This window comes from Pontiella desulfatans, assembly GCF_900890425.1.
GTDB classification, from domain to species: domain Bacteria; phylum Verrucomicrobiota; class Kiritimatiellia; order Kiritimatiellales; family Pontiellaceae; genus Pontiella; species Pontiella desulfatans.
The window spans coordinates 3,011,069-3,033,835 of record NZ_CAAHFG010000001.1 but is presented as its reverse complement, the minus strand read 5'-3'; the positions used below and the strand labels follow the sequence as shown (position 1 = coordinate 3,033,835).

The 22,767-nt window shown below is 52.7% G+C and carries 12 protein-coding genes; all 12 read left to right on the top strand.

Translation table 11 applies throughout. The features are described from left to right. Positions 1-18: 18 nt before the first annotated feature. Entirely contained in the window at positions 19-1,461 is a 1,443-nt protein-coding gene (locus E9954_RS10655; RefSeq protein WP_222847140.1) for an arylsulfatase, read from the top strand. A gap of 35 nt (positions 1,462-1,496) precedes the next feature. Further along, positions 1,497-2,990, top strand: a complete 1,494-nt coding sequence (locus E9954_RS10650) for a sulfatase (protein ID WP_136079155.1) — start codon at positions 1,497-1,499, stop codon at positions 2,988-2,990. Between the two features lie 150 nt (positions 2,991-3,140). After that, a complete protein-coding gene (locus E9954_RS10645) occupies positions 3,141-4,565 on the top strand; it encodes a sulfatase family protein (RefSeq protein ID WP_136079154.1) in 1,425 nt (474 codons plus the stop codon). Continuing rightward, positions 4,562-6,124, top strand: coding sequence for an arylsulfatase (locus E9954_RS10640; protein WP_136079153.1), 1,563 nt, complete (start codon positions 4,562-4,564; stop codon positions 6,122-6,124). Before E9954_RS10645 ends, E9954_RS10640 begins: the two co-directional genes overlap by 4 nt. Before the next feature lie 53 nt (positions 6,125-6,177). Beyond that, positions 6,178-8,937, top strand: a complete 2,760-nt coding sequence (locus E9954_RS10635; protein WP_136079152.1) for an HzsA-related protein — start codon at positions 6,178-6,180, stop codon at positions 8,935-8,937. Between the two features lie 39 nt (positions 8,938-8,976). Beyond that, a complete protein-coding gene (locus tag E9954_RS10630; RefSeq protein WP_136079151.1) occupies positions 8,977-10,353 on the top strand; it encodes a sulfatase in 1,377 nt (458 codons plus the stop codon). Between the two features lie 7 nt (positions 10,354-10,360). After that, positions 10,361-11,476, top strand: coding sequence for a uroporphyrinogen decarboxylase family protein (locus tag E9954_RS10625; protein ID WP_136079150.1), 1,116 nt, complete (start codon positions 10,361-10,363; stop codon positions 11,474-11,476). 2 nt (positions 11,477-11,478) lie between these two features. Further along, positions 11,479-13,434 (top strand): sulfatase family protein, encoded by a 1,956-nt coding sequence (locus tag E9954_RS10620; RefSeq protein ID WP_168442153.1) that lies wholly within the window; start codon positions 11,479-11,481, stop codon positions 13,432-13,434. Between the two features lie 15 nt (positions 13,435-13,449). Next, positions 13,450-16,464 carry a glycoside hydrolase family 2 protein gene (locus E9954_RS10615; protein ID WP_136079148.1) on the top strand — a complete coding sequence of 1,005 codons (3,015 nt, stop codon included), beginning with the start codon at positions 13,450-13,452 and terminating at the stop codon, positions 16,462-16,464. Continuing rightward, positions 16,461-19,298: a sugar-binding domain-containing protein gene (locus E9954_RS10610; RefSeq protein WP_136079147.1), complete on the top strand. Its 2,838-nt coding sequence runs from the start codon at positions 16,461-16,463 to the stop codon at positions 19,296-19,298. The genes E9954_RS10615 and E9954_RS10610 overlap by 4 nt, the downstream gene beginning before the upstream one ends. 108 nt (positions 19,299-19,406) lie before the next feature. Further along, complete coding sequence (locus E9954_RS10605) at positions 19,407-20,651, top strand: IS4 family transposase (RefSeq protein WP_136079123.1); 1,245 nt, start codon at positions 19,407-19,409, stop codon at positions 20,649-20,651. A gap of 180 nt (positions 20,652-20,831) precedes the next feature. Next, entirely contained in the window at positions 20,832-22,748 is a 1,917-nt protein-coding gene (locus E9954_RS10600; RefSeq protein ID WP_168442152.1) for a sulfatase family protein, read from the top strand. Positions 22,749-22,767: the final 19 nt, after the last annotated feature.

Sequence of the window (22,767 nt, the reverse complement as noted above, 5' to 3'; positions counted from 1 at the left end):
AGAGATTCAGGAGGTACTATGATGAAGAAAATTAGTTTGATAGTCAGTGGTCTTGTAGCGGCGGTTAGCATCCAGGCTGCTGAACAGCCTAACATTGTGTATATGATGCTGGATGAATGGGGCTATTACGAGATGTCAAATCTGGGTCATCCGCTTCTGGAAACACCAAATATGGATCAATTCAGAAAAGAGGGCATGCGTTTTACGCAGATGCTGGCAGGATCCGTCGTATGTGCGCCCACACGCGCAACCCTTATGCTCGGGAAGCATTCCGGTCATACCAGTGTGCGGATGAATAGCGGTTCGACTCCGATTCGCGCTGAAGATGTGACACTGGCAAAAGTGATCAAAGATGCCGGTTATGCCGTGGGCGGTTTCGGCAAATGGGGGATTGGCGATCGTGGTACCGAAGGAGTCCCTGAAAAGCACGGCTTTGACATTTTCTACGGTTACTACAATCAGGGCCATGCACATTCCTACTATCCGGACTGTCTGATAAAGAACAGTGAACTTGTTCCGCTGAAGGGAAACACAAATCATGCATTCAAAGGGGAAACTTTTTCTCAGTATCTAATTCACGATGAGGCCAAGAAGTTTATTCGTGAACACGCGGGTAAACGACCTTTCTTTGCTTATCTCCCCTATACACCACCTCATGCTTATTACGGAATTCCTGAGAATGATCCGGATTATTTGAAATACAAAGATAAAGACTGGGATGCTCCGCCTCATCACAGAAATCCGAAGGTTGCTCCGCCGGATGAAGCTCATCGTTACGCAGCATTTGTATCTATGATGGACCGACAGCTTGGTGAAATTCTAGCCATCCTGAAAGAAGCCGGAGTGGATGATAATACCATCGTTATCTTGACGGGCGATAATGGGGGGAGTTGTAAACCGTTCACCAGCAAAAAGTATCCGCATGGCTTTTTTGGCCCCAACAAAGATCCTAAAACGGGCGTTGTGTTTCGCTTAGGAAAAGGGCACGTCTATGAAGGGGGATTGCGGGTTGCTTATCTGGTGCGCTGGCCCGGGAAAATAAAAGCGAATTCGACCTCGGACCACCTCGGATACTTCCCCGATGCTTTTCCCACCCTCGCGACGTTGGCCGGGGCGCAAATTCCTGAAGACATCGATGGTATATCTTTTCTGCCAACCCTGTTGGGGCAGGATGACCAACAGAAGAAACATGATTATCTGTACTGGGAATACAAGGGGCAGGTAGCGGTGCGTCAGGGGGATTGGAAGCTGATAACCGATTCAGAATATCAAAAAAAGGAGCTGTATAATCTCGCAAGCGATGTGTCCGAATCAAACAACATTGCAGAACAGCATCCTGAGATCGTTGCGCGGCTTATGGGTCTTGCAAAAGAATCTCACATCCCGGAAGTAAATGGCAAAATCCTCGACAAATCAAAAATGTGGAAAGGTAAAAACAAGCCCAAAGCATATCTTGAGTAAAATCTGTGGCAAAAATTATAAGAGAGATGAGGGGTATGAAGAATATTTCAATTGTTGCAAGCGCACTTCTTGCATGCTGTTGTATAAACACCAAAGCGCAGGAAAAGCCGAATGTGCTGCTGATTGCGATTGATGATTTGAACGACTGGATCGGCTGTATGGGCGGACACCCGCAGGCGAAGACGCCGAATATGGACCGTCTCGCCGCGCGCGGGGTACTTTTCAATAATGCGCACTGCCAGTCACCGGTCTGCAATCCGTCGCGGGCCAGTATGATGACTTCGCTCTATCCGAGTACATCGGGGATCTACTTTCTGAAACCCGGTATTGAGGGATCTCCTGTAGCAATGGAAAATACCTTGCTGCCGGTTCGGTTTCAGGACGAAGGATATTATGTTACCGGAGCGGGGAAACTCTTTCATGGCAACGACCAGAACGAAAAACACCAGCCGAATTGGGCGGGATCCTTTGGCGGTTTCGGACCTTATCCTCAAAAGAAAATTAGCCCGTTTCCCGGGATGAAAGTGTGGGATTGGGGTGTGTTTCCGGAGCAGGATGACCTAATGCCGGATTATAAAATTGCCGCCTGGGGAGCAGAGCAGTTGGCAAAGAGTCATGATAAACCTTTATTTCTGGCGACAGGCTTTTACACTCCCCACGTACCGCAGTTTGCTCCGCAAAAGTGGTTTGATCTCTATCCGATGGAAACACTGCAGTTACCTAAGGTGGCAGAACGCGATTTGGAAGACATTTCTGAATACGGAATTAATATCACTCGACTCAGACACTCGGGTCCAAACATGAAGTGGACCGAGAAGAATGACCAATGGAAGCCACTTGTCCAGTCCTATCTGGCCTGTGTGAGTTTTGTGGACCATCAGGTCGGAAAACTGCTCGATGCCTTGGAAAACAGCCCTTGCAAAGAGAACGCATATATTGTGCTCTACACTGATCATGGGTTTCATCTGGGCGAGAAGGAGCGCTTTGCTAAGCGCAGTTTATGGGAGGACGGAACACGTACGCCGATGATCATCGCCGGGCCGGGCATTGCGGAAGGGGCTGTATGCTCCAAACCAGCGCAGTTGCTCGATATTTATCCGACGCTGCTGGAGCTGACCGGATTGAAAGCCGACTCGAAACTCGAAGGGAATTCACTTGTTCCACTGTTGAAGAACCCACAGGCCGATTGGCCCCACATGGCGCGTACCAGTTTCGGGCCGGGCAATTATTCGATAGTCTCAGAGAACTATCGTTATATCCATTATAATGACGGCTCGGAAGAGTTCTATGACCATAAAAAAGACACGCACGAGTGGAACAATCTGGCTAATAACCCGGAATATGCCGAGCGCATCAAAAGACACCGCGCTCAAGTCCCGCAGCAACGGCACGAAATTCTGGGAGAAAACTCAACCGGGCACAGCTCATTTTTCGCTACTGAAGCGGTCAGCCGTGGAGAACCGATTCCTGCCGACCCAAAACGATCAAAAAAGAAGAAAAGCAATAGCATGGCGCGAAAACCCAAATGAGAAATAAACATTCAGCCACTGAATGTTCCCGGCGACGCGGAACTCCGCAATGTGAAAGCGCTAACCCAAGATAAAACCGAGATGGTGGAGTACACCTTTTATTAATCTCCGAAAAGGTAGAGCAAACGACAACATACGTGAGTATCGACTATGAACAGACAAACACGACGTCAATTTATTAAAACCGCAAGCGCGGCGATTCCTGCCCTCGGCATAGGAAATCAGCTTTTTGCCGCAACGGGAGCGGGTAAAAAGCCGAATCTCGTTTTTGTTTTTGCTGACCAAATGCGCGCCCATGCGATGGGCTGTATGGGGAACGATCAGGTGATTACGCCGAACCTCGATAAAATGGCGGCCGACGGGTTGCTGGTTAGGAATGCATTATCGATTCAGCCGGTCTGTACACCGTATCGCGCCCATCTTCTTACCGGCCGCTATGGTCATTCCACCGGCGTGATCCACAACGATATTCGTCTGCCGGACCGTGAAACGCTGCTCCCCGAACAGATGAAAAAGGCGGGCTATGCCACCGGCTATATCGGCAAATGGCATTTGACCGAGACTCGTCTAAATCCGATCGATGCAAAAAGCAGCCGTGGCTGGGATTTCTGGGCCGTGCGCAACTGCTCGCATAAACACTCCGATCCGGTCTACTGGCTGAATGATTCAAAACAACCGACCCGTGTCCCCGGCTGGGAACCCGATGTGCAGACCGATCTGGCGGTTGAATTTATTAAAAAGAAAAAGAACGATCCGTTCTGCCTGTTTTTATCGTTTGGACCTCCGCATCAACCGTATAAGGCGCCCCAAAAATATTTGAATATGTACGAGAGGCAAACACTCAAGCCCCGCCCGAATGTTCCATATGAAATCTATCCCGTGAAGGGAAAGGGCGATACCGTGAAACCTTCGATGGCAGAAGTGCTGCACGAGTACTACGCCATGGTGACGAGCGTGGATGAATGCATGGGGCGGATCAATGCGGCACTGGAAGAGGCGGGCGTCGCCGACGATACGATTGTGGTATTCACTTCCGATCACGGTGATATGCTCGGGTCGCAGGGGCATATCCGCAAACAGCGTCCTTGGGAAGAGTCCATCAATATCCCGTTCATTGTTCGGTATCCATCTAAAATCAAGCAGGGGCAGGTTAAGGACTGGATCGTCTCGTCGGTCGATGTGATGCCGACCCTGCTGGGAATGTGCAATGTGCCGATTCCTCCACAAGTTGAGGGAATGGATTATTCAGACACCTTTTTGGGCAAATCCGATAAGGAACGCGATGCGGCCTTCCTCTTCAACGTACATGGCGGGGGCGGCCCGGGAACCGACTGGCGCGGCATCCGCACCAAAGAATGGGTCTATGCCTACCACTATTCGGGCGATTGGGTGATGTATGATTTGAAAAACGACCCCTACGAGTTGGACAACCTGATTGATAACCCCGCGTACGCAGCCCAAAAGAAAAAGTTGCGTGATCAGCTCGAAGCGATGCGCGCCGAATTGGGCGAAACGATACCGCTAAAAGGAATACAACCCGACCCAGTCAAGTTGCCGAAAGGGAAGCAGGAATGAGTAATTTGAAACCTAAATTATGGCTGCTGCTTCTAATGAGCATGTTCTTTGTGGGCGCGGCTCATGCAAAGAAACCGAATGTCATGCTGATCCTGGTCGATGATATGGGCTACTCCGATTTAGGGTGCTATGGTGGCGAAATAAAAACGCCGGCCATTGACGGCTTGGCTTCAAATGGCGTGCGGTACGCTCAATATTACAACTGTGCCCGCTGCTGGTCGACGCGAGCGGCCTTGATGTGTGGATATTATCCGCATCAGGTCAACCGCGATAACGTTCTGGATATAAGTGGCGGAGGCGGTGGTCATAAACGGCCCGCCTGGGCCACATTAGTTCCGGAGTATCTGAAATCAGCGGGGTATCGCTCCCATCACGCCGGAAAATGGGATGACGGTAAACCGACCGCGAGCGGTTTCGATCAATCCCTTCATATCGCAGATCCAGATCGTTTCTTCAGTCCTCAAGAATTGTATCTCAATGATAACAAGCAGGCTCCAGTGAAACGGAACGATGGGTTTTATGGCACGACAGCGGTTGCAGAGCATACCATTGAATTTCTGAAAGATCATAAAGCGAATCATCCGGATCAGCCCTTCTTCTCCTATGTTGCTTTTGCCGCGCCTCATTTCCCCTTACACGCCCTGCCGGAGGATATCGCGCGGGTTGGCGACCGGTACGCGGTCGGGTGGGATACTATTCGCAATGAACGCTGGGAACGGCTCCAGAAAATGGGGCTGGTTACCGGAAAACTTTCTGAAGCGGATTACAATCAGAGCGTTCCTAAGAATGTGTTAAAACAACTCGCACTCATTGGCGAGGATGAGGTCGCTTGCACGGTTCCCTGGAATGAGCTTACGGAAAAACAGATGCAGTTCCAGCAGGCCAAGATGAGCATTCATGCCGCGATGGTTGAGCGCATCGACATTGAGGTAGCAAGAATCGTCGCTCAGCTTAAAGCGATGGACGCATTCGATGATACCCTGATCTTCTTCCTGTCCGATAATGGAGCAACCCGGGAACTGATGGTGCGTGGTGACAGTCACGACCCAAGCGCCTCGCCGGGTTCTGCCGGCAGTTTTCTGTGCCTGGGACCGGGATGGGCCACGACCTGTAATACACCTTTTCGAAAATATAAGAAATGGTCCCATGAGGGCGGGGCATGCACTCCATTTATCGCGCATTGGCCCAACGGGATATCCGCTAAAGGGGCGATCAACCAAACCCCGGGCCATGTCATCGATCTGGTTCCAACCCTGCTGGATGTTGCCGGTGTAACGGTGGGGGACCAGAAAGTGCCTTTTCCCGGCACATCACTCTTTAACGACGATATCGAAAAGAAGCGCATGCTCTGGTGGTCGCATAAGGGCAATCATGCGCTCAGGCACGGCGATTGGAAACTGGTGAAAGTGAACCAAGCGAAGTGGGAGCTGTTTAACCTGGCCGAAGACCGAACCGAAACCAATGACCTGTCCGCAAGCCATCCGGAGAAAGTAAAAGAGCTGGAGAGACTATGGCTGGCGCAGGTGGATCAATTTCGGCAAAACAAAAAGGTGAAGTGATTTTGTAATACGTTGAAAACCCTGTCTTCAGGGTTTGGCAGGGAGGAAATAAAATGAAATATAACATGTGTATCGCTTTTTTAATGGGGGCGATGGTGAGTGGCGCGGAATTAACGCCGCAGCGGTTTAACGATGAGGTGGATTGGACGAAGAACTCGCTGTTGAAAGAAACGCGCAAAGAGGTGTTCCCGAAGGAGAAACACGCGAAGTTTATGCAGCAAGCCGACGCTTTACGGAAGCAGGTCGAACAAAACCCGGAATCGCTGCAAGCGGCATACGATCAGCTCCAGCAACTCAAAGCCGAGATCAAAGCGCTCAGGAATACCGATTTCTTCCCGTCGATTCCCGCAATGCGTCCGGTCAGCAAAACCGATGCCGAAAAACTGCTGAAAGCTGATTGGCTTTTTCAGGCGAACCATCAGGTGACGTCGGCGAGAATCGCGCAGGAAATCGGCTGGGCAAAACAGCTCGCCACTCGAATCGATTCAATGAAGGGCGCAGACAAAACGGCAGAAGCCCGAACGGCCGCGCTCAAAAAAATCGAAAAACTCGAACGCGAAATTCCGAAAACCAGCGGCAAAGATAAACTCGAAGAACTCTACATAGACATTCGTCGCGCCAAACGCGAAATTATGTTCAGCAACCCGACGGTCGATTTTGACCGCATCCTTTTAATCGACAGCCCGCATCCGGAAACGGTGCACTCAAACCACGAGTCAGGACACCGGAACGGCTCGCAGCAATTCAACTCGGGCAGTAAGCTCCAGATTATCAGCGGGCTGAACCCGAACGCGGTCGTGCAAAATCTGTTGCCGGACGATTTGGATACCTATATCTGGCGCCCCGATCTGTCGTACGACGCGGAAAAAATCATCTTCTCGAAAAAGGACCACTTCGACCCGTCGTTCAAGCTCTTTGAAGTTAACGTGGACGGGAGCGGGCTCAAACAGTTGACGAACAGCGACTACGACGATCTCGACCCGATTTATCTGCCGGACGGGAACATTCTTTTTTCGACCACCCGCGCACATACCTATGTCCGCTGCCTGCCCACTTCGCCCGCTTTCGTATTGGCCCGCGCCGATGCGGACGGAAAGAATATCCGCATTATTTCGCGCAACAACGAGCCGGACTATCTGCCCGCGATGATGCCCGACGGCTCGGTGATCTATACGCGCTGGGAATACACCGAGCGCCCGCTCTGGCGCCTTCAGGGGTTGTGGACGATGAACCCGGACGGAACCAATCCGCAAATCTATTGGGGCAACCGTACGTTTACCCCCGATATGCTGATCGAGGCGCGCCCCATCCCCGGAACGGGCAAAGTGATGTTTGTCGGACAGGGGCACCACCGCGTGTTCAGCGGCTCGCTCGGCGTCATCAATTTGAGCGAAGGGCGCGAGCATCCGGACGGGATTTATAAGATTACGTCCGATCTGGTATGGCCTGAAACGGGCGACCCGAAACCGCCGCATCCGACCTATTCGCCAAACTATCACGTGAGCGGAAGCTACGGCGCCTATAAAACGCCGTACCCCATCGGTGAAAACGATTTTCTGGTTTCGGTCCGGAGCGGGCCCGGCAACAGTGGCGGGAATAGGGTGTCGGTATATAATCCATTCTCACTCTATCTGATGGATATGGACGGGAACCGCGAACTGATTTATCGCGGCAACAATAATATCCTGTACGCGATGCCGTTGAAACCGCGCCCCGTTCCGCCCGCCCGCGCGGACACCGTCGATTGGCCCAAAAAAGGCGAGCCGGCGAAAGACGGCGTGCTATACAGCGCCGATGTCTATGAGGGCATCGAAAAAGATCTGCCGCGCGGAACCGCGAAATATCTGCGGATTCTCGAAATGGATGCGAAGACCTACACGTCGATGGTCAAGAGCTTCCGGCATTCCGGTCCGGCGGTTTCGATTATTCAGGAAGACGGGGTCAAACGGATTCTCGGCACGGTTCCGGTTGAAGAGGACGGCTCCGTTCACTTTAAAGTGCCGAGCGGCAAAGCGCTCCATTTCCAATTGCTCGATAAAGACTACCGCTGTCTGCAAATTATGCGCTCGTTCACGGGCGTGATGCCCGGCGAAACGCGCGGCTGTACTGGATGTCATGAACAGGACAACCGCACTCCGGTCGCATTTCAAGCCGCTTCAACAGCGCTGCGTCGCGCCCCTTCAGAAATCACGCCGCCGCCGTGGGGACCGGTCAGCATCAGTTATGAACGTTTCGCCCAGCCGGTGCTCGACAAGCACTGCGGAAGCTGTCATCAGGGCGATAAAAACCCGAAAGCGCGTAAGGCACTCGACCTGACGTTGCGCGGCGGATTACCTGAACTCGGCGTGCCTAAAGAGCTTTGGCCGTTTAAGCAACCGTACCTAACGCTGGTTGGTCCGACGTGGTTTAAAGGAAGGCACGAGATTAAAAATGTGAAGTCTATGCCATCATATTCACCGGTTAAATACGATACTCCGGGCACGGGCATCGCTGGCGCGCTTCAGGTGGAGGCCGATAATGGAAACTTTAACGTGCGTCTGCTTAAACCGCGCACCGTTCTTTCGTACACGAGCCCTCTGATTAAAATGGTGCGTGAAGGTACGCATAAGAATGTGAAAATTGAAGGCGATGATTTGCGGCGCCTGATGGCGTGGGTCGATGCGAACTGCGTCTATCGCGGCGACAAAGAGATCCGGATGATTCCCGACCCGGTCGGTCCGGAATTTGACCGCTTTGCCGTTAGACCCACGATCAAAAACGCACCGGTGATCGACCGCCTCCAACCTGTAACCGACAACATTGATGGGAAATAATAAGATAAAGAGAAGACACCTAAAAAAATAGGGAACCGCATGAAAAAGAGAACACAATTATTAATCGCCGGTCTGTTCGGTTTGGCACTTTCAGCCTCAGCTGCTCAAAAACCGAATGTGCTGTTTATTGCCGTTGACGACTTGAACCACTGGATTGAGCCGCTCGGCCGTCACCCGCAGGCGAAGACCCCGAATATTCAGCGGTTGGCCGATATGGGGGTGACCTTCGTGAATGCACAATGTGCCGTGCCGGCCTGCGAGCCTTCGCGCGCGGCGATCATGGGCGGACGCCGCCCGTGGACAAGTGGCTGTTATTTGAATCGGCACGAATGGAAAAAATTCCAGCAACCGGGCGAGGGGTTGAGTGCCCAGTTTTTGAAGGCGGGCTACCATGTGGCCGGCGCCGGAAAGATTTATCATAGTATGCATTACTATCCGGAAGAGTGGTCGGAATATATGAACTCGAAAGGGCTCTCGCTGCACGGACGTGGCGTGAAAGTGGATGACGGATTCCTGAATGACAAAATTCATCCGGACCTGAAAGACGAAGACATCATCGATTGGCATTCGGTCGATTACATTGCGGAACGCCTGCAGCGTGATGACGACCAACCGTTCTTTCTCGCCTGCGGCATCTATAAGCCGCATCTGGCATTCGTCGCACCGCGAAAATATTACGAGCCGTTCCCGCTCGAATCGATTCAACGCCCTGTAACAAAAGAGGGCGACATCAAAGACCTGCCGCCGGCGGCGCTGAAAATGTTGTCGACCTCGAAGCATAAGAAAATGCTGGAGAACAATCAGTGGGACCGCGCCATTCAGTCCTACCTCGCGACCATGCTCTACGCCGATATGAACATCGGCCGCCTGCTCGATGCGCTGGAAAAGAGTCCGCACAAAGACAACACGATTATCGTGCTCTGGTCCGATCACGGCTGGTCGCTCGGCGAAAAACAGCGTTGGCATAAATTCGCGCTTTGGGAAGAACCGGCGCGCGCTCCCTTTATTTGGGTCGTGCCCGGCCTGACCCAGCCCGGCACAAAGTCGACGAAACCGGTCGACTTGATGAGCGTGTATCCGACGCTCTGCTCGTTGGCGGGCATTGAAAAACCGGAACATGTGTCCGGACACGACATCACGCCGCTGCTCAAAAATCCGAACGCCGACTGGGCTTATCCCGCCATCACGACATACGGTCGCGGAAACCATGCCGTCCGAACCGAGACGCATCGCTATATCCGCTACGCGAACGGCGACGAAGAGATCTATCACAACGCCAAAGATCCGTACGAATGGACGAATCAGGCGAACAATCCCGAATATGCAAAGTTGAAGAAGAAACTCGCCGCCTGGCTCCCGAAAGAGGAAGTGCCGAGCCCGCCGCTCGCCCCGAAGGGGAAAAAGAAGAAGAAGTAAAGGGCCCATGATGACCAGAAAAGTTGAAGCCATTCAAAAACGGATCGAAGCGGCGTATCGGTTCGAAAACCACGATTATATTCCCTATGTCGTCAGTCATATGAATTACTGGATGGACGGGGAGAAGCCGGAGCGGATTCCGTCGGATTATTTCACGAACCCGAAAGCCATGATGGACTATCAGCTTGAGAATATACGGATTCATCAGGAGCAGATCGACGATGACTATATTCCGTTTTTGATGCCCTGGTTCGGCACCTGCGTGGTTCCATCCGCGCTGGGCTGTCCCGTCCATTTTTCAGCCGACGGTGATCCAGGCGTGAACGGTTCGGTTATCAGCGAGCCTGAACAGGTCGCCAGTTTGAAAAAGCCGGACTACGAAAAAGACGGGTTAATGCCGGATGTTTTGCGCACGATTACCTATATGCGCGAAAACAGCGATTTGCCGATTGCCTACACGGATGTGCAGGGCCCGCTGAATATCGCTTTGAATATTTGCGGATTGGAAAATCTGTTTTGCTGGTTTTACACCAACCCCGACGAAGCCCATCAACTGATGGATTTTGCTACGGACGTTCTGATCGATTGGATAAAAATTCAGCAGAAATACGCGGGCAAAGACCGGCTACGCGGCAATTTTCCGCACGGGATTTTCCTGCCGGAAAAATTTGGAAACATCTGGCTGGCCGATGATGACTGCACGCAGATTTCCGCGGAGTTCTACCGCGAGTTTGTGGTTCCGTATAACTCGCGGATTTTTAAGGAGTTTGGCGGCGGCACGCTCCATTTTTGCGGCTCGGCCAAACATCAGCTTCAGAATTTTGTGGATACGGACGGACTCGTCGGGGTGAACAATTTCTGCATGGGCGACTTTGAGCAGGTGCAGCTCATGCAGGAACTGTTTAAGGATCGCGCCGCCTTAATGATCTGCGATTTTGCTCCTCATAATCCGGAGCAGTACTACAACGAATTGTTTTCGGTTCTTAAGCCGGAAGGCACCATTCTTGCCTCGTTTGTGATGGCTCGCTATGCGCTGGACAACGGAAAATATACAACCGAAGAACGCGACGTTCTCGATACGGCCTTGCGCATTGATCAAATTTTGAAGGAGAAGAGCTGGTGAAAATGAATAAGGTATGTTGTTCCGCCTTCAGGCGGCGAGTGAGTTTAGGTTTGGTTTGTTTTGCAGGCTTGCTTTGGAATGGGCAAGCGGCAGAACGGCCGAACATTCTCTGGATCACGATGGAAGATACCTCTCCGCATTTTATCGGTTGCTATGGCGATAAAAATGCGCGCACGCCGAATATCGACCGTCTGGCGCGCGAAGGCGTTCGTTTTACCCGCGCTTTTGCAACGGGCGCGGTATGCTCGTCGAGCCGATCCACCATCTTTACCGGCGAACGAACCTACGAAATGGGTACCGGAAACCATCGCAGTGCCTATCCGATCCCCGATTACATTAAAGGGTTCCCGTATTACATGAAAGAGGTCGGCTACTTCACGAGCAACTGCGGCAAAAAGGATTACGCGATTGCTGACCGCGAGCGCAAGAAACACGAGGCTTGGACGCTCGATGGCGTTGTCGGCTGGTGGGACCGCGAAGATGATCGCCCGTTTTTCTGCGTCTTTAATCAAAACGACTCGCATCAATCTCGGACGATGTCTAAACCCTTCGATTGGTATGAGGAAGCGGTGCTCAAAAACCTTGGGCCGGAACAAATCGTCCGGGACGACCAGTTCGAAATGCCGCCGTTTTTGAAAGACAGCCCGGAAATGCGCAAACAATTCGCGCGCGTCTATAACTCGATCCAGCTCACGGACAAAAAAATCGGTGAACTGCTCAAACGACTCGAAGATGACGGACTGCGCGACGATACGATCATCTTTCTCTATGCCGACCACGGCGAAGGCATCCCGCGCGGAAAACAGAACGGGATCAATTTGGCGTATCAGGTTCCGTTTATCATCTCGGTTCCCGAAAAATGGAAGCATCTCTCGCCGTGGGGCAAGCCGGGCTCGACGACAGACGAACTCGTCAGCTTTGAAGATTTGGGGCCGACGCTGATCAGTCTGGCGGGCGGAACGATTCCCGAGCATATGAACGGCCGGATTCTGATGGGCGAAAACCGCAGCAAACCAACCGACCACTTGATCCTTTCTGCCAACCGTTCCGGCAATGGAATCGACGTGATGCGGGCGGTCACTCATGGCGACTATTTCTACACGCGCAACTTTATGGCGCATATGCCCGAAGAACGGTTCAAAACCTACTCCGAAATCTCCGAGATCATGCAGCAAATGCGCGACGATTTGGGCGATGGTGAGTTGAATGAATTGCAGAAAAGTCTCTTTATTCCGCGTCCGCCCGAATTCCTGTTCAATATCAAAGCCGATCCGTGGGAAACAAAAAATCTGGCGAGCGATCCCGCACATAAAGAGCGACTCCAGAAAATGCGCCAACAGTTAAAAAAGGAAATCATTTCCAAGCGCGACGTAATGCTGTTGCCGGAATACGAAATCGACCTGATTTCAAAAGAGGGCACGGCGTATGAGTTCCGGCTCGACGACAAAAACTATCCGATTAGAGAGATTTATGCCGCCGCGTCGCTCTCAGGTTTCCGGGGCGTAGCGGTCACTAAAAAACAAGTGAGTCTGCTGAAAAGCCCGAACCGCTTTGTCCGGTATTGGGCGGCGATGGGGCTGTTCGCGCAAAGCAAGCAGGAATTGGCACCGTATGAAGCGGAGATTGCCGCCGCGATGAACGATACCTATCCGCCCGCCGGCGCAACCGTCGCAGCGGTGATGTGGAAAAATTTTGAAACAAACGAGGCGGAACAAAAGGTGAAGGAATATCTCCAGTTTGATCACTGGCTTATCAATCTGCGGATGGTCAACTATCTGTTTTACATCGATAACCGCGCGCTGTTTGTCGACGCGATCGATGAGCTCCGCGAACGTACCATTGAGGGCGTGGCGAAAGCGGAGAAGGAGTTCAAACAGCGGGTGAAAAATGTAAGAAACGCCTGCGATATTTTTTCCGACATCCGTGAAAGAGAGGCGGCTGCCTCAGCAAACCCGTAACTAAAGAAGATAGAAATGAATAAGAAAATTGTACTGTTTAATTTGATGCTGTTGGCAGGTTTTGCCCATGCGGAAGTTCCGCGGCTGAGCCCGTTGCCGACGGAGAACCCGACGGTAAAGGAATCAGTGATGGAGCTCTCCGGTGTTTGGCAGTTTGCCTACGACGTGAAGCCGGACGCCTGGCAGGGCGAGGTCGATTACGCGAAATGGGATCAAATCCGTGTGCCGGGCCAATGGGGCGGGCAGGGCTACTGGCTTGAGAGCGATGACGAACTGCGGGCCATCTATACCCGAACGATCGATATTCCGTCCGACTGGAACGGCCAGCGCGTTAAGCTTCAGTTTGACGGGTTTGTCGGACCCGCCGAAGTGTTCATTAACGGTAAAACGGTCGGCAAACGCATCGGTTTTCCGCGTCATCCTGAAGAACGGGATCGGCTCTGGTCGGAACGCTGGGGCATCGGGCATACCGCATTCGAGTGGGATGTGACGGAGGCCTGCCAACCGGGCAAAGAAAACCGGATGGTGGTGGTGATGCAGAAATCGCCCGATATGTATGACCACGCCGATTGCGGCGGTCTGATGCGCCCGCTGCGTCTTGTCGCGCTTCCGGCGGTCAATGTCTCGTTGTTCCACGTCAGCACCGAGCTGGACGAAACCTATACCGATGCTGTCGTCGATGTTGAAATTGAACTAACCAACGAAGGCGCGTCGCCGAGCGGTCCGCTCGCGATTTCTCTTCAGCTGACCGAATGGAAAAAGGATCAAACGGTGGCGAAAGCTGTGGCGGAATTTAAGCCGTTGGCGGCGGGCGAATCGCGTACCGAACACATTAAAATCCCGGTTAAATCGCCGAAGAAATGGGATCCCGAACACCCGAACCTTTACATGGCGCACGGCACGCTGGCGCTGAATAAAAAAGCGGTGATGAAGGTTGAGCGCAGTTTTGGCGTCCGCGAAATTGAGGTGCGCGGTACCGAGTTTTTGGTCAACGGCGTGGCGGTTAAAGCGCGCGGTACGAACCGTCACGAAACGCACCCGATTCTCGGGCGCGGTATTCCGGAAGCCATGCAGCGCGAAGATGCCGAGCTTTTCCGCGCCGCGAACGTCAACTTTATCCGCACCTCGCATTATCCGCCCGACGGACGGTTCCTCGATATCTGCGATGAAGTCGGGCTGATGGTCGAAGTGGAAGCACCATTCTGGGGCTGGCATTGGGGCACAAAGAATCAGGGCGTTCCGCTGACCGACGAATTCGGGGATCTGATCATGCGCTCCACGCTCGAAATGGTGCAGCGCGATCGCAGTCATCCGAGCGTCGTGCTCTGGTCGCTCGCCAACGAATGTGACTGGAACGAATATTTTGAGAATGCGTATCACGCGGTCAGGAAGCTGGACCCGGCCCGCCCGACCATTTTCGATATGTCGTTCTATAAAAAGAAGGCGTACGACAACGGCCTTTGCGAAGTGGCGGCGTCGCACTATCCGGGGCAGTTTATTTTCGATTTGATGAAAAACGAAACACGCCCGGTTTTCCTCGGCGAATACGCGCACCTCTATTGCTACGACTATCGCGAGTTGGGCTACGATCCCGGCCTGCGCGATTTATGGGGCCCCGGTTTCATTAAATACTGGAATCAGGTGGATGCGGAAGAGCAACTGATGGGCGGCACCATCTGGTGCGGCATCGACTCGATTTTCTTCATCGACACCGCCGGAAAAAATGTGGGTGATGTGGAGCAGAATTTTGGACTGCACGCCATTTATAAAGAGAAACAGGTCGAAGAAAAAAATGAACCTCTACTCGCAACGGGTTGCGGGGCGTGGGGCTTCATCGATGGATGGCGCCGCGAAAAGCCGGAATACTGGTACATTAAAAAAGCCTACGCGCCGATCCAACTTTCGAACACCACAATCGGCTCGGACGCAATGCTCGAAATCGAAAACCGCAACTTTTTCAGTAACCTCGACGAATTTCGCTTCGAGTGGAGCGCGGGCGATAAAACCGGAACCGCCACGGCGGATGTCGCGCCGCAGGAAACCGGAACGCTGAAACTGAAGGGGCTTCGCGGGGTTGCTGAAGATCAGTCGGTGATTTTGCGCGCGATTAGCCCGCTCGGATTTGAAGTCAACCGCTGGAAGCTCGCCTTCGCGGACGCGCCGAAAGCTGCGGATAAAAAAACGACAGAAGAGCATGCCGTGTCCCTGAAGGATAACGGCGATGGGTTTGGAGTAACGGCAGGATCGCTTGCAGTGAAAGTTGATGCAACAGGTTCGCTCCAAATCGAAAAAGAGGGCGATCCGATCGTAACAGGCGGTCCGCACCTGATGGTGCTGGAGGCGGTCGCCACCCGGAAAATCATTACCAAACACGAGCCGAACACACCGGCAAGTCCGGTTTGCTCGAACTGGAAATCCGGAAAAATTTCGGCGAAAAAGATCGGCGCGGATGTGGTGATCACTATTCCGGGCAGTTACGACGAAGCAGACGGTTTCTTTACGGTTGCCGTTAAAGACGACGGCACATTCGATGTGGCCCACGATTTCAAATTGAAAAAGGATCTGAAGGTTTTGCAGACCGGCGTCGTGCTCGATCTGCCACGCGTGATGGATCAGCTGAGCTGGGAACGTGATGCCGAGCTAAGTATTTATCCCGACGACCATATCGGCCGCCCTGTAGGCTCATCGCCCGCCTTTTATCCGGATGTGAAACGGTGCGGCGTGTTCGGCCCGCTTTCCGATGTGGATTATCCGTGGTCGCAGGATGCGACGGACTTGGGCTGTAACGATTTCCGCTCCACGAAATATAATGTCTTTACCGCGTCGCTTTCGGATGCGGATGGAAATGGTTTGCGGTTTAATTCGGACGCATCGCAGCACGTTCGCTGCTGGGTGCTGCCAAAAATGACGCGGATGCTCGCCGCCGATTATTCCGGGCATGGCAGTGAGCATCATTGCAAATTTGGAACGCCCCGAGAGATGAATTCGGGGACAGTTGTTGTGGGACGTGCAACCTTTGAGGTGAAATGATGAAAACAAAGAAATGTAAATTGGTGGTCGCGGGTTTGCTCTGTTTATCCGCTTGTGGCGTGTTCGGTAATACCATTGCGCTAGATGGCGAATGGCAGATGCGGGTCGATGACAAAGGGGAGGGCGTTGCTCAGAAATTTTTTGCGGAAACGTTCAGTGGCGAAACGGGCGTTCTGCCCGGCACGAACCACGACAACTTAAAGAACGAAACCAGCAATAGACGGGACATGGCCAATTCTACGGAACCACGCTCCTATCGCGGCAGCATCTGGTATCAGCGCGAAATTGAAATCGATGACCTATCCAAAGAGTACATTTTGTTTATGGAACGGTGTGGCTGGGAATCATTCATTTGGGTAAACGGGAAATATGCCGGAACGCAGAATTCATTGGTCGCGCCACACGAACACAACCTCACAAAATCCCTCAAAAAAGGAAAAAACCAGCTGACGGTTCTGTTCGATAACCTGAACCGCAAAGGACGCGGTGTGGCGCCGGGCGACAATGAAATGGTGCTTCATTATGACCTGACGACCGATGTAAAAAAGAGCGCCAAGCTCAACTGCGGCGGGCATAATCTCGTTCACAACTGGAATGGTGCCATCGGAAAAATTGAACTGCGCGTTTTTGATAAAACGCATATCGTAAAAGCCGACGTTTTCAGCGACATCCAAAAATCGGAAATCAATGTCAAAGTCCTGATCGCCAACGCGAATAAAAAGGCGGAGGAAATCAAAATCACCGCCGAAGTGGACGGGCAGAAAAAAACGGCGCAGTTTAAATTAAGCGGAGCGGTAGAACAAACCGTCGAATTTTCGATGCCGATTAAAAACGCGAAACTGTGGAGCGAATTCAACCCGGCGCTTTACACTCTCAAACTCGCGATGGGCGATCAGCAAACGGAAACGCAGTTCGGAATGCGTGAGCTGAAAAGCGACGGAATCCAAATGATGCTGAACGGAAAACGTATTTCGTTGCGCGGTACACTTGAATGTATGTTCTACCCGATTTTGGGGCACGAACCGATGGATGTGGCCTCGTGGAAAAAACAGATCGGCATCGCTCAATCCTACGGGCTGAACTATTTCCGTTTTCATACAGGTTGTCCACCAGACGCGGCTTTTCAGGCGGCGGATGAGCTCGGTTTTTATCTGCAGGTTGAAGTGCCGGGTACCTCCTGCCCAAGCACAAAGCGCGAAGAGGATGCTGCGACTACGCAGTATCTGACCGACGAACTCAAGCGGATCATCTATTATTACGGGAACCACCCGTCATTTATGCTCGCTTCGATGGGCAACGAGCAACTGATTATGCAGGGAGAACCGGACTTTATTGAACGACAAACCGCGCGCCTGGCTGAAAAGGTACAATACGGGCAGACCACCGATCCGCGTCATTTGTATTCTTCAACGACGCACCCATGGACATCGGATCGGATCGATGACTTTTACAGCAGTGCCTGGGGTACCCAAAAGGAGCATCTCTGCGGCGTAAAATGGGGTGGTGGACCGGTTAAGGGTTACGAGCCATTCAATAAGGAAGGCTACCGTTACGGGTCAGCGTTCGACTTTGCGGGACGTCTGGAAGGATTGAACCGCCCGTTGATCACGCATGAAAATGGACAGTGGTGTGTGTATGCTGATTTCCGCGAAATCACGCGCTATTACGGAGCCATGCGCGCGTATAACTATGAAGATTTCCAAAAGGATTTGTGCAAAAAAGGACTCGGCGATTGGGCAAACGATTTTACGCTGGCGTCCGGCAAACTGACCCTGCTGCTCTACAAAGCCGAAATCGAGGCGCTTCTTTGCACACCCGAACTGAGCGGATTTCAACTGCTCTCATTGCAGGACTACCCGGGGCAGGGTACCTCGCCCATCGGAATCATCAATGCGATGTGGGAATCGAAAGGGCTGACCACACCGGCGGAATTCCGTCAGTTCTGTTCCGACTTTGTGCCGATGGCGCGCCTCGAAAAAATGGTGTGGGACAACAGCGAAACGTTTAAGGCTGACCTTCAAATCTCAAACTATTCCGCAGCTGACTTTACGGGTGAAATGAACTGGGCGTTGCGCAATAAAATCGGGCAAGTCGTTGCTTCCGGAAACCTGAAAAAAGTGAATGCGCCGACCGGGCAGCTTTCGTCCGCGGGTGAAATCAACATTCCACTTGGTGACATCAAAACGGCAACGGCATTGGAGCTGGTTGTCAGCGCCTCCAACGGACGCGTCAACCGCTACAACATTTGGGTCTATCCGCAGCAAAACCAAGTGGATATTCCGGAAGGGGTAATGTTTGCAACGGCGTGGGATGACTCGGTCGAGGCCGCACTCGAAAACGGCGTAAAGGTGGTCTGTGCACCGAGCGCGAAGGCGTTCAAAGATTCGGTCCCCGGCACGTTCAGCGGAACCTTCTGGAACGCGCGGATGAAACATCGCCAGATTTCCAAAACCATGGGACTGCTGATTGATTCGGCCAACCCGGCCCTCGCCGACTTCCCCTCGGAATTTCACAGCGATTGGCAATGGCAGGATTTGGTGAACCGTTCCTTCTCGGTCAGGATCGAAAGTCTGCCGCTTGCGATTCGCCCGGCGGTACGCACAGTCGATAATTTCCACCACAACCGCTCGCTGGCGATGATCTTCGAGTTCAAATACAAAAACGGATCGGTGCTGGTCTGTACCGCCGATATTGTCAACGATCTCGAAACTCGCCCAGAAGCGCGTCAGCTTCGCAAAAGCCTGCTCAACTATGCCGCTTCGCCGCTGTTCAAACCGGACGTACCCGTGACGCCGGAAGCGATGCAGGAGTTCCTCGGGCGGACGGACCGGTAGCGTTTAGAAAAAACATCAGGAGATTAAGATGAAGTTATTTCACTGTCATCCCATAGCTCTTAAATAAAAAGGCTGGTAAGTGCGTCTTAAATCCTCCACTCGGAGGGTATGAAAAAACAAAGACAAAAACACAAACCAGCCGGACATAGGTATACTACCTTGAAACAAATGTGCAATCTGATTCCCGGACACATGGTGTCGAACCTTGCGAAGAAGCATGGCGTAGACGCCCGATGCCGGACGTACGCGCCGTGGAGCCATGTGGTTTCGTTGATGTACGCCCACTTCTCGCACGCGCTTGGACTCAATGATGTGTGCGACGCGCTCCAGATGAATGCGGCGGCGCTCTCGACTATACGAGGTGCAGTTCCTCCTTCGCGCAACAACCTGAGCCATGCGAACAGGGTCCGCAGCGCGGACATGGCTGAAGAACTCTACTGGAGCATGATGAAGCATCTGATGGATACGGTTCCGGGCTTCGCGAAAGGCAAAGTTCGGCGCGGATACCTTCGGCGCTTCAGCAAGGCGATCCATGCGATGGACTCGACCACGGTCCAACTGGTCGCCAACTGCATGGACTGGGCGAAGCACCGCCGTCGCAAAGCCGCGGCCAAGTGTCATCTGCGCCTCGACCTGCAGAGCTTTCTGCCCCGGTGCGCCATCGTTGATACGGCGAAGCACCATGATAGCACCAAGGCGCAGGCGTTGTGCGCAGGGCTCAAATCCGGTGAAATCGCCGTGTTCGACAAGGCTTACACGAAATTCGGGCATCTCTACGAACTGACGGAGCGCGGCATCTGGTGGGTAGGCCGGGCCAAGGACAACATGCAATACGATGTGGTGCGCACGCTCGAAACTACCGGACACAAGCGCATCATTCGCGACGAGGTGATTGAGATGGCGCTCGAAAAATCGAAGGAGGCCTACCCGAGCGAGCTGCGCCGCGTCGTTGCCCTCGTGGAGATCAACGGCAAAGATGTCGAAATAGTCTTCATGACCAACCACATGGAGTGGAGCGCGTGGACGATCGCTGAACTCTACCGTTGCCGATGGGACATCGAGGTATTTTTCAAAGAGATCAAGCAGACGCTCCAGCTCTCCGACTTCCTCGGCTACAGCGCCAACGCCGTTCGCTGGCAGGTCTGGACGGGGCTGCTGGTGCATCTGCTCATGCGCTGCCTGGCGTTCATGCACGGGTGGGGACACAGCTTCAAGCGTCTCTTTACCGTTGTGCGCGCCGCGCTGTGGCGACGCTGGGATCTGACGGCCTTGCTGGAATCCTATGGGACAGCCAAACCACCCAGTCGTATCAGAGGAGCACCGGAACAGGCGTATCTGCCGGGGTTCGTCTAAAAGCTGTGGGACAGCCAACTGTTTAAAACGGGAAACCATCATTAACCTTCGATAAAAAATCGAAATCGACTAAATGAATCGAACATCAAAAACCTTAACAAAAACGGGCGCTTATACTTCATTAGCGTTCTCTATGGGATGACAGTGAATCCAAGTAATAAAAATAAGGAGAATGTCCGCATGAAGAAACTGGGTTTGTTAATGGTTCTGTTTGCACTGTCGTCCGTAGCCTTCGCGGCAGAAAAACCGAATATCCTCTGGATTACGATGGAAGACACCTCGCCGCATTTTATCGGATGCTATGGCGATAAAAATGCGCGCACCCCGAATATCGACCGCTTGGCGCGCGAGGGCGTTCGCTTCACGAATGCGTACGCAACCGGCCCGGTTTGTTCGTCAAGCCGTTCCACCATTTTTACGGGCGCCCGAACCTATGAAATGGGAACCGGCAACCATCGCAGCCAGTACCCTGTTCCCGAGTTCATCAAAGGATTCCCCTATTACATGAAAGAGGTCGGATACTTCACGAGTAACTGCGGCAAAAAGGACTACAATTTTGCCGACATTGAGTGGAAGAAACACGAGGCGTGGACGATGGACGGTACAGTCGGCTGGTGGAAGCGCGAAGAGGGCCAACCGTTTTTCTGCGTCTTCAATCAGAACGATTCGCATCAATCCCGAACGATGTCTAAATCCTTCGAATGGTATGAAAAAATGGTGCTCGAAAACCTTTCGCCGGAGCAGATGATCCGCGACGACCAGTTCGTGATGCCGCCGTTCCTGAAAGACAGCCCGGAAATGCGCAAGCAATTCGCCCGCGTTTATAACTCGATCAAACTCACGGATATCCGCATCGGCGAACTGCTCAAAAAGCTCGAAGACGACGGACTGCGCGACGATACCATCATCTTTTTCTATGCTGACCACGGCGAAGGCATTCCGCGCGGAAAACAGAACGGAATCAACCTGAGCTACCAGGTTCCGTTTGTCATCTCGATTCCTGAAAAATGGAAACACCTCTCACCGTGGGGCACGGGCGGCGTAACGACCGACGAGCTGATCAGCTTTGAAGATCTGGCGCCGACCCTCATCAGCCTGGCGGGCGGAACAATTCCCGAACATATGAACGGGCGGATTTTGATGGGAAAAAATCGCACCAAACCGACCGATCACCTAGTCTTTTCCGCTGACCGCTGCGACAACGGGATCGGGCTGATGCGCGGGGTCAGCAATGGCGACTATTTCTACGCGCGCAACTATATGGCGTACATGCCCGAAGAACGGTTCAAATCCTACACCGAAATCTCCGATATCATGAAGCAGATGCGCTCAGATTTAGGGGCAGGGGAGCTGAACGAATTTCAGGCGAGCCTCTTCGTTCCGCGCGAGCCGGAATTTCTATTCAATATCAAAGAAGATCCGTGGGAAACGAAAAATCTCGCCAGTGATCCGAAGCACAAAAAACGGCTGGAAAAAATGCGCAAACAGCTTGAAGCTAAACTGGTTTCAGGGCGCGATGTGCACTTGCTGCCGGAATACGAAATCGGACTGGTTTCCAAAGAGAGCACCGCGTACGAGTTCCGGCTCGACGACAAAAACTATCCAATTAAAGAGGTGGTTGCCGCCGCGTCGCTCTCCGGTTTCCGAGGCGCAGATGTTACCAAAAAACAGGTGGCCTTGCTGAAAGACCCGAACCGGTTTGTCCGCTATTGGGCTGCGTTGGGATTGATGTCGCAAAGCAAACAGGATTTGGCGCCGTACGAAGCAGAAATCGCCGAGGTCATGAACGACGCCTGTCCGCCCGCCGGTGTAACCGCCGCCGCTGTGATCTGGAAAAACTTCGAAACCAAAGCGGCGGAAGAAAAAATTAAGGAATATTTCCAGCACGAAAACTGGTTCATCAAATTGATGGCGGTCAACTATCTGTTTTACGTCGAAAACCGCGCGCCGTTCATTGACGCAGTCAACGAACTCAACGACGGTTGCCGCAAAGCCAAAGTAGAGAAGGCGGAAAAACAGCGGCTAAAATATGTCAGCAGCTCCTGCATCATCTTTTTCGAAATCCTCGCCCGGGAGGAACAGGCCAAATCTGAATAATCTCGCGGCGTCCGTTAAC